This is a genomic window from Amycolatopsis sp. NPDC101161, from assembly GCF_044768185.1.
In the GTDB taxonomy this organism is placed as follows: domain Bacteria; phylum Actinomycetota; class Actinomycetes; order Mycobacteriales; family Pseudonocardiaceae; genus Amycolatopsis.
The window spans coordinates 1,935,187-1,947,093 of the sequence record NZ_JBIWPI010000001.1 but is presented as its reverse complement, the minus strand read 5'-3'; the positions used below and the strand labels follow the sequence as shown (position 1 = coordinate 1,947,093).

Here is an 11,907-nt window from a genome sequence, read left to right as displayed (position 1 = left end):
AAAGAGTTCCGTCGATAAACTTGCGGCAACACAGGAGGACGCGTGGGGCAAAACGGGCCGCAGGTCGGAACTCCGGCGAGCATGCGGGCGCTGAACCAGCGTCTCGTACTCGACCGGTTGCGCACCCAGGGCGAGGCGACGCGACCGCAGATCGCGGGCGACACGGGGTTGTCGAAACCCACGGTGGGGCAGGCGCTCCTCGACCTCGAGCAGCACGGACTGGTCCGGACCACCGGCCGCAGCCTGGCCGGCCCGGGCCGCGCGGCGGTGGTGTACCGAGCGGCGCCGGACGCGGGGCACGTCGTCGGCGTCGACATCGGACGGCGCGCGATCCGGATCGCGGTGGCGGACCTGGAGGGCAGCATCGTCGCGCGGCTCGACGAGCCCAACCGGTGCCGCTCCGCGAGCGCGTTGGTGCGCACGGTCAGCGAATCCGTCGAACGCGCGGTGGCGTCGGCCGGGCTGGCGCCGCACGACGTCGTCGCGACGGTGGTCGGCACGCCGGGTGTCCCCGACCCGGCCACCGGGACGGTCCACCGCGCGCCGAACCTGCCGGGCTGGGAGCGGCGCGGGGTGCTGCACGAGCTCGTCGCGGCGCTGGCGGGCGCGGGGTCGGACGTCGTGGTGGAGAACGACGCGAACCTGTGCGCGGTGGGCGAGCACGCGCTCGGGGCGGCGCTGGGCGTGGACGTGCTGGTGTGCTTGACGGTCGGGACGGGCATCGGGATGGGCGTGCTCGTGGAGGGCCGCCTGTTCCGCGGCGCCCACGGCGCGGCGGGCGAGATCGCGGACCTGCCGTTCGGCCCGTTGCCGTCGGCCGCGGGGCCGCGCCGGCCGGGGCCGATGGAGACGGCGGCGGCGGGGCAGGCCGTGGTGGACGCGGCGCGGTCGGCGGGGTTGACGGTGCGGTCGGCGAAGGACGTTTTCCGGTTGGCTCGGAGCGGGGACGCGCGGGCCTCGCAGGTGGTCGCCGAGGAGGCGGAGAAGCTGGCTTACGTGGTCGCGGCGGTGACCGCGGTCCTGGACCCGGGGTTGATCGTGCTGGGCGGCGGGATCGGCGGCAACGCGGACCTGCTGACCGCCCCGATGCGGCGGGCGCTCGCCGCGACGGTGCCGGTGGTGCCGGAGATCGTGGCGGGGCAGCTGGGTTCGGACGCGGTGCTGGCGGGAGCGATCGCGACGGCGCTGGGGACGGCCCGGGAGCTGGTGTTCGACCGCCGGGGCCTCCAGCGGGCGGCCGGGGTGGGTTAGCGGGAGAACGGCCGGCTCACGCCCGCCGGCCGCCTCTGTCGGTCGCGGAATGAACTACCTGGAGAGTTAGGCCGCGAGTTGCGAAGCGGAGAGGACGACCGGTTCAGGCCCGCCTGCCGCCGCCCGCCCGGCGCGAGGCGCGAGCCGCGAGCCGCGAGCCGCGAGGAACTATCCAGTGAGTTCGCCCCTGCATCCCACGCAGGCCGACTCCAACCCGCGCCACCGGGCTCGGCGGCCTACCCCAGTGAGTCAGTCCGAAGGCCCCCGCAGGGTGAGCACCACCCGCAGCACGTGCTCGACCGCCGTCGGGAACGGGGCTCCTCGCAACTCCCCGCGCTCCGCCAAGTTCTCCGCCGCGAACTCCAGCACCCGCTCCGGGCCGCCCCGCCGCACGACCAGCGCCGCCAGGTCCTCGAGGTCCAGGTCCGGGTGGTCCAAGCGCGTCAAAGCGAACTCGATCATCAGCTCTTCCGCTGTCACGGCCACCTCCGCCCTCCATCGTAATCGCCGCCGGCTAACACTTGATCGACCAGACTTCGAGCCCCGATGTGGTGACGTCACGAAGCAAGCCCGCCACCCTCAGCAGACGAAGATTACGCCATTCGGCGGTTAATCCGGGCGATCGTGTACGGACCGCGAATACCCGGTAACCCGGACGAGCCGGTCAGTCATGATGCATAGCCCACCCGGCGGCGGACGGAGGCGACCCATGGCGATGCACCGGCACCGCACCCGGCCCGTCGTCCGGCCCGTCGTCCGGCGGCCGCGGCACGCCCTCCCCGCCCGGTGGTGGCCGCCCATGCTCCTCGCCGCCTCCGTCGCCGCCGTCATCCCCGGTGACACCGTCGGCGGGCTGCTCGTCGGGACCGGCGTGCTCGTCGCCCTGACCGCGCTCGCCGCCGCGCGGCGGGTCCTGGGGCACGCCGCCGTGCGCGTCGACCTCATCCTCGCCGAAGAACTGAGCGAAGACCCGCGCGGCAACTGAGCCGCGTGAGCCGGTGATCGACTTCACCCGCCTTACTGTACCGTCCAGACGGTATAGTAACCGGCATGACCACCACCATGCCGACCTCGGAACACCACGTCCTCAGCCCCCGCCGCCGGTGGGCCGCGCTGGGCGTGCTGGTCGGCGCGGTCCTCCTCCTCGCCGTCGACGGCACGGTCCTCTACCTCGCCGTCCCGTCGCTCACCCGCGAACTCGCGCCGAGCGCCGTCGAGATCCTCTGGATCGGCGACGTCTACTCGCTCGCGCTGGCCGGCCTGCTCGTCACGGCCGGCAACCTGGCCGACCGCTTCGGCCGAAAGAAGGTGCTGCTCCTCGGCACCGCGGCGTTCGGGCTGGCCTCCGCACTCGCGGCCTTCTCCCCCACCGCCGGCGTGCTCGTCGTCGCGCGGCTGCTGCTCGGCATCGCGGGCGCGACGATCATGCCGTCGACGCTGTCGCTCATCCGCACCCTGTTCACCGACCCGCGCGAGCGCACCCGCGCCGTCGCGATCTGGTCGGCCGGGTCCGGCGGCGGCATCGCGCTGGGCCCGCTCGTCGGCGGGACGCTGCTCGAGCACTTCTGGTGGGGCTCGGTGTTCCTGATCAACGTGCCGATCGTCGTCGCGTTCCTGATCGCCGGCGCGTTCCTGCTGCCGGAGTCGCGCGACCCGAACCCCGGCCGCTTCGACGTGCTCTCGGCGGCCCTGTCGATGGCCGCGATCGTCCCGCTGGTCTACGCGGTCAAGCACGCCGTCAGCGCGGGGGTCGACGCGCGGGTCGCCGTCGCGGCGGTCGTCGGGATCGGCGCCGGGATCCTGTTCGTGCGCCGGCAAAAGCGCGCGGCCGACCCGCCGATCGACGTCACCCTGTTCCGCAACGGGGCCTTCAGCGGCGCGGTCCTCGCCAGCTTCATCGCGGTCTTCGCATTGATGGGCCTGCTGTTCTTCTTCTCCCAGTACCTGCAGCTCGTCCGCGGCTTCTCGCCGTTGCAAGCCGGCTTCGCGGAGATGCCGGCGACGCTCGCGTCGATCGTCGTCGTGGCCGCGGTCGGCGTGGTCGTCAGCCGGCTCGGGCGGGGACGCGCCGTCGCCGCGGCCCTGGCCGTCGCCGCGCTGGGCCTGGCGCTCGTCGCCGTCGCCGAACGGATGCCGCAGTACTGGTGGCTCGGCCTGACGCTCGTCCCGGTCGGCCTCGGGGTCGGGTTAGCGCTGACGCTCACCGTCGACTCGGTGCTTTCCGCGGTACCGCGGGACAAGGCCGGGTCGGCGTCGGCGATCTCCGAGACCGCGTACGAACTCGGTGCGGCACTGGGCATCGCGATCCTCGGGTCGCTCGTCACCGTGGTCTACCGCGCTTTCCTGCCCACCGGCCCGATCCCGGCCGAGGTCCGCGATTCCCTCGCGGCCGCGGCGAACGCGCTCGATCCGTCGTCGGAGCTGGCGCACGCCGCGCGCGAGGCGTTCACCGGTGCCATGCAGGTGACTTCGCTCGCGGCCGCCGCGGTCACCGCCGTCGCCGCGGTGATCGCCTGGCGTACCATTCCGTCCGGAAAGGACTGAGCATGCCTCGCAAAGCCGGGCGCGGCCCGGAAGAAACGCGCCGGGCGCTGCTGGACGCGGCCGGGACGGTCATCCGCACGCGCGGGATCGCCGCGTCGCTCGACGAGATCGCGAGGGCGGCCGGGGTGTCGAAAGGCGGGCTGCTGTACCACTTCCCCGCCAAGGACGCGCTCGTCCGCACCCTGGCGCAGGACCTGCTGGACAGCTTCCGCGCGGAGGTCGACGCGGCGCTGGACCCGGCCGACACCGCCCCGGGCCGGCTGACGCGCGCGTACGTCCGGGCGTCGCTGGACACGTCGTACGACGAGGTCGCGATCCGCGAGAACATCGCCTTGATCGCCCAGCTGATCTCGATCCCGGAGATCGCCGAGCTGGCGCGCGCGGACGCCGAGCGCTGGGACCGCGACCTGCGCGCCGACGGCCTCCCGGGCCCGGTGGTCACGCTGGTGATCGCGGCGGCGGACGGCGCGAGCACGGCCCCCCTGTGGGGCGCGGGCATCGACGTCACCGCCGCGCGCGAGCTCGAACAGCAGCTGCTGGACCTGACGAGCGGAGCTTTGTCAACCCGCGAATAGTGTTGGTAAATCACCACTGGCAGCGCCCTACGTAAGTCGGCTCCCGGGCAGGCTAACAGCCGGTAAATTCTCGACAGCGCGCGCAAATCCGGCAAATCCCCGTCCCCCACGAGGAGTCTTCCGATGTCGAGGAAGTTCGCTCTGGCCGGCGCCGTCGCGCTGGCCCTGGCCGTGACGCCGATCGCCGCGGGCACCGCGTCCGCCGCACCGGCCTCCACCCAGCAGGAAGCCGCCGTCACGACGGTCTACTACAGCACCGCCAGCGCGCCGTCGTTCCGGTCGGTGATCAACGCGGGTGCCGCCAACTGGAACAACAGCGTCACGAACGTCAGGCTCGTCGAGCGCAACTCCGGCGCGAGCCTGCGCTACACGGAGGGCAACGACCCGCGCGGCTCCTACGCCTCGACCAACGGGCACGGCAGCGGCACCATCTTCATCGACTACACCCAGGCCCGCCAGTACAACCCGACCCGCATCGCGGCGCACGAGACCGGCCACGCCCTCGGGCTGCCGGACCACTACTCGGGCCCGTGCTCGGAGCTGATGTCGGGTGGCGGCCCCGGCCCGTCGTGCACCAACGCGGTGCCGAACGCGGCCGAGCGCAGCCGCGTGAACTCGCTGTGGGCCAACGGCCTCGTGGCGACGAACCAGCAGCGGGTCTACGAAACGATCTACGGCTTCTGATCCACCGCCGGCGAGCGGCCCGGGGACGATCGTCTCCGGGCCGCTTCGCGGCTACTTCACGCGGGGACGCTCGTCCTCGTCGACGACGTCCTCCGCGAGCTGCCAGCCCCCGCGGCGGCGCAGCACCACGCCGTAATACACCGCCGCCAGCACCACTATCCCCGCCGTCACGATCAAGCTCGGCCGGCCGACCGCCGGGTCCAGCAGGTTCTGGTAGACCACGAACACCAGCACCGCCAGCGCCAGCACCGGGGCGACCGGGAACCACGGCATGCGGTAGCGCGCGTGCGCCGTCGTGCCCGTGCGGCGGCCGTTGAGCGCTCCCAGGCAAAGGGCCGCGTACACCGCCACGATCGACGTGCTCGTCACCACCAGCAGCAGCTTCGGATCGACGTAGCACAGCAGCGCCGCCACGATGCCCGTGCCGATCGTCGCCAGCCACGGGGTGCCGAAACGCGGGTGGACCGCCGACAGCGCGCGGTTGATCGCGCCCGGCCAGGCGCGGTCGCGGCCGCTGCTGAACACCAGGCGGGAGCTGATCAGCACGATCGCCAGCACCGCGTTGACGATCGCGAGCGCCACCGCGAGGCTGATCACCGTGTCGAGCGTGCCGCCGCCGCGGGCGGAGATGAACGCCGACAGCATGTTCTGCGCGCCGAACAGCTGTCCGAGGTCCGGGGCGCCCAGCAGGACCGCCGTCACCGGGACGAGCTCGGCGACCACCGTGATCGCCAGCGCCAGCAGGATCGCGCGGGCGATGCCGCGCGGCGCGTCCTGCGTCTCCTCGCCGAAGTAGACCGCCGAGCCGTAGCCGTTGTAGGCGAACATCGCCACGGCCATCGCGATCGCGATGGCACCGACGGTCGCCGGGCCGCCGTCCGCGGCGACCGGATGGGCGATCAGGTCGGTGAACGGCCGGGCCGGGTGCAGGAACCCGAGCGCGCTCACCACCACCAGCGCGAGGATCTCGATGGCGAGGAAGACGCCGGTCACCCACGCGTTCAGCTTGATGTCGAACACGCCGACCACGGCGGCGAGCACGCACGTCGCCGCGGCGACCGTCGGCCCGGGCAGGCCCGGCCACAGCACGCCCAGGTAGGTGCCGACGCCGAGCGCGATCACCGCGACGATGAGCACCTGCGTGATGATCATCAGGCCCAGCACGGCGAACCCGGGCAGCCGGCCGAGCGTGCGCGCGACGATCGCGTATTCGCCGCCGGCCAGCGGGAACGCCGACGCGAGCTCCGCGTAGACGAACGCCATGAACACCCCGACGACCGCCGCGGCCGCGAAGCTGAGGAACGCGCCGGTGCCGGCGCCGGTGAGCACCCCCGGCGCGATGATGAACACCGACGACGCGGGGCTGATCGCCGAGAGCGTGATGAGCAGGGTGCCGAGCGTGCGCAGGCCGCGGCGGAGGGCGGGGGTGGTCACGAGCGGGCCTCCAGTTCTTTGAAGCTCCTTCGAGAAACCAGGTGACCACGCATCAAAGGCGCTCACCAGCGACAAGTCAAGAGCTTGCTTTTTTCGAAGATCCTTCGAAGAATGACCCGCATGGCACGACCGAGCAGGGCTCCCGAGCGGCGGGCCGAGCTGATCGCGGTGGCGCGCCGCGCCGTCGTCGAACGCGGGGTCCTCAACCTCCGGCTGCGGGACATCGCCGACGGCGCCGGCCTCTCCTCGGGCTCGGTGCTCTACTACTTCCCCACCCTCACCGACCTCCTGCGGGAGGTGCAGCACGAAGCCGTCGAACGCTTTTGCACCCAGCGGGAGGAGGCCGCCCGGCACGGGACTCCGCGGGACCGGCTGCTCGCCACCATCCGCGGCGGCCTGCCGAGCGGACCGGACGACGAACTGTGCGTGCTGCTCTACGAGCTCGGCACGATCGCCCGCCGCGACCCCGCGTACGCCGCCCGGCACGTCGCGCTGTACGAGCGGCAGGTGCGGATCTACACCGGGATCCTCGAGGCCGGCGCCGCGACCGGCGAGTTCGCCCTGACCGCCGACGCGGTCGCGATCGCGCGGAACCTCGTCGCCCTCGAAGACGGCTACGGCCTGCACCTCACCCAGGCCGTGCCGACGCTGGAGCGGGCCACCGCCGAAGCGATGCTCCTGTCCTACGCCCGCACGGCCTGCGCCCTGGAGGACCTCCGATGATCCGCGCCCGCGACCTGGGCATCCCGCTGGCCGGCCGGCCCGGCACGCACAACGCGCTCACCGACGTCCCCGGCGTCGAAGTCGGCTACACGACGCTGGTCGAAGGCGAATCCGTGCGCACCGGCGTCACCGCGATCCTCCCCCGTGGCCGGGCGGACTTCGCCGTCCCCTGCGCGGCCGGGACTTCTTCCCTCAACGGCAACGGCGAGATGACCGGCACGGCGTGGCTCGCCGAGACCGGGTCGCTCACGCTGCCCGTGCTGATCACCAACACCCACGCCGTCGGGCCGTGCCACCGCGGCGTCATCGACTGGGTGGTGCGCGAGCGGCCGGACGTCGCGGCGGAGTGGCTGCTCCCGGTGGTCGCCGAGACGTGGGACGGCTACCTCAACGACATCAACGCCCCGACCATCCACAGTGGACACGCGGTCGCGGCGATCGACGCGGCCCGCCCGGGCGCCATCGCGGAGGGCTCGGTCGGCGGCGGCACCGGGATGACCTGCTACGGCTTCAAGGGCGGCACCGGCACGGCGTCCCGGACCGTCGCCCACGGCGCGGACGAGTACACGGTGGGCGCGCTGGTGCAGGCCAACTTCGGCAGCCGGCGCGAACTCACCGTCGCGGGCTCGCCGGCCGGGCTCGCGCTGACGGCGGACAACCCGATGGACGAGTGGGCGGCCGCACCGGCCGGCGCGGGCTCGGTGATCGTCGTCGTCGGGACGGACGCGCCCCTGCTGCCGGGCCAGTGCACGGCGCTCGCCCGCCGCGTCCCGCTCGGCCTGGCCCGCACCGGCACGACGGGCTCGCACTTCTCCGGCGACCTGTTCCTCGCGTTCAGCACGGCGAACCCGGGCGCGCTGACCAGCACGTTCCCGCGCACCGCGGAAGCCGAGTACGAGACGCTGCGGTTCGTGCCGTGGGGCCGGATCGACCCGTACTTCGAGGCGGTCGTGCAGGCCGTCGAGGAGGCGGTGCTCAACGCGCTGGTGACCGGTCGCGAGACGACCGGCCACCGCGGCCGCCGGGTGCCCGGGCTGCCGCTCTCGCGCTGGCTCGGGTGACCCGGCCGCCGGTTCAGTTCAGCTGGAGGTAGTCGAGCTCGGCGTAACCGGTGCCGCCGGCGAAGAACGGCGCGCCCTTGGCCAGCCGGATCACGTTGTAGCCCGCGTGGAGGCTGACCGACGTCGAGACCGTGCCGAAGCGGCCCCAGCCGGCGGTCGGCGGGTAGCTCACCGTCGACCAGGCGCCGCCGTTGTACGCCAGGCCCTGGGTGGACGTCGCGCCGGTGCCGTTCGCGTAGCCGATGGTCATCGTGTAGGCCCGCGCGCTCGGCACGTTCACGACGAAGTCGACGTAACTGTCGTTGCGGGAGTCGCCGGAGTTGTCGATGCGGCCGACGTAACCACCGTTCGAGGCGGTCGTGCTCGACAGCCGTTGCGCGCGGAAGACCGACGCGTTCTCGGCCTCGTACCGCTGCTGGTACGCGGGCACGCCGCTCGCCGGCTCGACCACCAGGTGGTAGGCGCTCGTCGCGGACATGTTCGGCACCGGCACGGTGATCTGTCCATTCGAGACGGTGTAGGTCGACGTCGAAATCGCGGTCGGCGCGGTCACGGCGGTGAACCGGCCCGACGACGGCGTCGACTCCAGAGTGACGCGGACCGTGCCGCTGATCCCGGTCACCCGCACCGAGTTGGTCCCGGCCTCGTCACCGAAGACGACGTCGACGCGGTTGCGCGTGGAGTCGTAGGAAGCGAACCCGTCGAGCCCGGTCTGCGCCGGCGGCGTCGTGGTCACCATCGAGCCGGCCATGTCGCCGTACCACTTGTACAGCCACCACGTCCCGGTCGGCTGCGTGTTGTTGACGACCAGCCCGTTGACGGTCCCGTACTCGTACCAGAACGCCCGGTCGGCGCCCGCCACGCCGGCGCGTTCCAGCTTGGAGACGTAGTTCGCCACGCGCCCGGGCACGTCGACCTCGTCGGTCCAGGCGTACTCGTTGATGAGGATCGGCCGCGCGCTGATGCCGAGCGAAGACTCCAACGCGCGGTACGCCGAGACGTCGGCCGCGATCGACGCGCTGCTGTGGCCCAGCTCGTGCCAGACGACGACGTCCGGCACGGTGTTCGTGCTCTTCGCGGCGGTCAGGAACGCCCGCATCCGGTCGGTGTTCCAGCTCGAGTAGCCGGGTCCGGCGACCGGGGTCACCGTGTCACGGGTCCGGATCCGCTGGACCGTCCGCGCCCACCCGGCGTTGAAGTCGCCCGCCGCGGCGGTGTTCCAGGTGCCGTCGGGCTCGTTCCAGATCTCCCACGCGGCGACGTTGCTCACCGACGTGGCCGCCAGCCGCTTCGAGACCATCGTGTCCACTTTGGAGAGCCAGTCGTCCCAGCTCACCCACTTGTACGGGAAGTCGGGGTAGATGTCCGGCATCCGGATCACCTGGGCGGCGCCGACCCGGTCGGCCTGCGGCGCGACCAGCAGCGCGTCGCCGCCGGGCGGCTGGCCGTTGGGCTTCTGCCCGACGCCCGGCGGCGGCTGGGTGAGGGTGTTGAGCTTGAGGGGTAGCAGCGTCGAGTCGGCCGGCCGGCTGTTCTCGGCCAGCGCGTAGAGGCCGCCCGCGGCGGCGTGCGTCACCGGCCGGAACGCGGCCGCGGCGTTCACCACCAGGGTGTGGCCGGCGGCCGCCGCCGGGGCGACCGTGAGGCCGGCGAGGACGGCGATCGCGCTGAGCAGGACGGGGGTTCTGGACATCGGGACCTCGATCGGTGTCGGGGACGGGGAAGTACGGGATGAGGCTCGGTTCGGCGGCCGCGGGGTCACCGCCGGGTCCACTGCTGGTTGGCCCCGCCGCCGCAGGCCCAGAGGATGATCTTCGTGCCGTTGGCGGTGGCCGCGCCGCTCGCGTCGAGGCACAGCCCGGACAGCGCGTTGGTGATGGTGCCGTTGGCGTTCAGGGTCCACTGCTGGTTGCGCTGGCCGTTGCAGTCCCAGATGACGACGGCGGTGCCGTTGGCCGTTCCGTTGTTGTAGGCGTCCAGGCATTTGGTGCCGTTGACGACGAGCTGGCCACGCACCGGCGCCCACGTCTGGTTGGGCCCCGCGGCGCAGTCCCACAGCTGGGTCTGGACGCCGTTGGCGATGCTGTTGTCGTTCACGTCGAGGCAGCGGCCCGACTGCGCGCCGGCCACCTGGACGCCGTCGGTGCCGGGCAGCGGCAGGATCGCAACGTCGGTGAGCTGCGGCGACGTCCCCGAGAACGTCAAGGAGTTCGTTCCTTTGCCCAGCGAGACGATCGCGGAGACGGTCTTGGCCGCTCCCCCGGTCGCCGGGAACGCGACGACGGTCGGCTGCTGGCCGTTCACCGCGAGCGCCGGGGTCTGCGTGGTCGTCGCGCTGTAGGTGAAGGTCGCGACGGCCAGGCCCGTTGCAGCCGCGGTGATCGTCGTGCCGTGCGTGGACGCGGCGTCGGTGCCCTGGACGGTCAACAGGACCGAGTCGTTCGCCGGGACGCTCACGCTGTACCCGGTGGCGTAGCTTCCGTTGTCCGTGGCGGCCCAGAGGTTCCGCACCTTCGCCGGGGCCGTCGTCAGTCCGAGGTCGGCCCACCGCGCGGTCATCGTCGCCGCCGAGGACGTCCGGTTGAGCAACAGCACCGCGCGTTTCCCGGTGCCGCTCAGGACTTTGCCGTACACCTGCAGGCCCGCGGCGTCCTCGGCGACCTTCACCCCCTGCAGCCCACGCGGATCCTGGTCGACGGCGATGACTTCCCGGTTCTTCAGGATGCTCGCCGTCTCCGCGCTCATCGTCGCGAGGTTGTTGCCCGCCAGCAGCGGCGCGCCGGAGATCGCCCACATGCCCAGTTCGGTCCGGCCTTGCGCGGTGGTCAGCCCGGGCATGCCCACGGTGAGCATGTCGGGGTCGTTGACGTACCCCGTGTGCTGCGACACGGGGTGCTGCGCCTGGTCGAAGTTGGTCAGGGCCTGCGGGAGGGTCGCGCTCTGGCCGTAGTAGATGATGTCCGTGCTGGTGCGCCACATCGGGGCCGTCCCGGCGCCCCAGTTCCACGGGTTCTTCCGGCCCCAGTCGCAAATGGACAGTGCGAGCGCGCGGCCGGTCTGCGCGGTCGCGGCGCGGTTGGCGTCGCTGATCGCGCGGTAGGTGCTCGCCGGGTCGAGACCCTCGGCGTCGCCGCCGCACCAGTCGACCTTGACGAAGTCGAAGCCCCAGCGCTGGAACTGCAGCATGTCCTGCAGGTAGTGGCCTTCGCTGCCGCTCCCGGGCGCGGCGGGGCGCCCGGTCGGGAAGTAGTAGCCGCAGCCGTCGCGCCCGGCGTCGGTGTAGATCCCGGCCTTCAACCCCTTGCCGTGCAGGTAATCCGCGATCGCTTGCATGCCGCCGGGCCACTCGGCGGTGTCCACCGTGATGTTCCCGGCGCTGTCGCGGGTGCCCTGCCACCAGCCTTCGTCGATGTTGACGTAGCTGTACCCCGCGTCCTTCAGACCGGCCGAGACCAGCGCGTCGGCTTGGGCCTTGATGACGGAGTAGTCGATCTTGGCGGCGAAGGAGTTCCAGGACGCCCAGCCCATCACGGGCGCCGGGACCGGGGCTTCCGCGGCGCTCGCGGTCCCCGCACCGAGGAGCGTTCCGGCGATCAGCACGAGCACGGACAACGCGTGGCGCAGCTTCATGGCAG

General features: G+C 72.4%; 11 protein-coding genes. 7 read left to right on the top strand and 4 right to left on the bottom strand.

Translation table 11 applies throughout. The annotated features are described in order from the left end of the window. Positions 1 to 81 precede the first annotated feature (81 nt). Entirely contained in the window at positions 82 to 1,251 is a 1,170-nt protein-coding gene (locus ACIRSS_RS09520; protein ID WP_400893423.1) for an ROK family protein, read from the top strand. Between the two features lie 249 nt (positions 1,252 to 1,500). Here ACIRSS_RS09520 and ACIRSS_RS09515 read toward each other — a convergent pair whose 3' ends face one another. Further along, positions 1,501 to 1,731 carry a hypothetical protein gene (locus tag ACIRSS_RS09515; protein WP_400893421.1) on the bottom strand — a complete coding sequence of 77 codons (231 nt, stop codon included), beginning with the start codon at positions 1,729 to 1,731 and terminating at the stop codon, positions 1,501 to 1,503. A 229-nt stretch (positions 1,732 to 1,960) separates the two neighbouring features. Here ACIRSS_RS09515 and ACIRSS_RS09510 point away from each other — a divergent pair, with 229 nt between their 5' ends. From ACIRSS_RS09510 to ACIRSS_RS09495, 4 genes are all read left to right on the top strand, one after another. Continuing rightward, a complete protein-coding gene (locus ACIRSS_RS09510; protein WP_400892644.1) occupies positions 1,961 to 2,236 on the top strand; it encodes a hypothetical protein in 276 nt (91 codons plus the stop codon). A gap of 65 nt (positions 2,237 to 2,301) precedes the next feature. Then, positions 2,302 to 3,795, top strand: coding sequence for an MFS transporter (locus ACIRSS_RS09505; RefSeq protein ID WP_400892641.1), 1,494 nt, complete (start codon positions 2,302 to 2,304; stop codon positions 3,793 to 3,795). Positions 3,796 to 3,797: 2 nt separating this feature from the next. After that, complete coding sequence (locus ACIRSS_RS09500; RefSeq protein ID WP_400892639.1) at positions 3,798 to 4,370, top strand: TetR/AcrR family transcriptional regulator; 573 nt, start codon at positions 3,798 to 3,800, stop codon at positions 4,368 to 4,370. Positions 4,371 to 4,493: 123 nt separating this feature from the next. After that, entirely contained in the window at positions 4,494 to 5,054 is a 561-nt protein-coding gene (locus ACIRSS_RS09495) for a snapalysin family zinc-dependent metalloprotease (protein WP_400892636.1), read from the top strand. A 51-nt stretch (positions 5,055 to 5,105) separates the two neighbouring features. Here ACIRSS_RS09495 and ACIRSS_RS09490 read toward each other — a convergent pair whose 3' ends face one another. After that, positions 5,106 to 6,488, bottom strand: a complete 1,383-nt coding sequence (locus ACIRSS_RS09490) for an APC family permease (RefSeq protein ID WP_400892634.1) — start codon at positions 6,486 to 6,488, stop codon at positions 5,106 to 5,108. 120 nt (positions 6,489 to 6,608) lie between these two features. Here ACIRSS_RS09490 and ACIRSS_RS09485 point away from each other — a divergent pair, with 120 nt between their 5' ends. Next, positions 6,609 to 7,211, top strand: a complete 603-nt coding sequence (locus ACIRSS_RS09485; RefSeq protein ID WP_400892632.1) for a TetR/AcrR family transcriptional regulator — start codon at positions 6,609 to 6,611, stop codon at positions 7,209 to 7,211. Further along, complete coding sequence (locus ACIRSS_RS09480; protein ID WP_400892630.1) at positions 7,208 to 8,272, top strand: P1 family peptidase; 1,065 nt, start codon at positions 7,208 to 7,210, stop codon at positions 8,270 to 8,272. Before ACIRSS_RS09485 ends, ACIRSS_RS09480 begins: the two co-directional genes overlap by 4 nt. A gap of 13 nt (positions 8,273 to 8,285) precedes the next feature. Here the strand turns inward: ACIRSS_RS09480 and ACIRSS_RS09475 are convergent, their stop codons facing one another. Beyond that, entirely contained in the window at positions 8,286 to 9,965 is a 1,680-nt protein-coding gene (locus ACIRSS_RS09475) for a carbohydrate-binding protein (RefSeq protein ID WP_400892628.1), read from the bottom strand. 65 nt (positions 9,966 to 10,030) lie between these two features. Beyond that, the gene (locus ACIRSS_RS09470; RefSeq protein WP_400892626.1) at positions 10,031 to 11,902 is read right to left on the bottom strand and encodes an RICIN domain-containing protein; all 1,872 of its coding nucleotides are present in this window, start codon (positions 11,900 to 11,902) and stop codon (positions 10,031 to 10,033) included. Positions 11,903 to 11,907 lie beyond the last annotated feature (5 nt).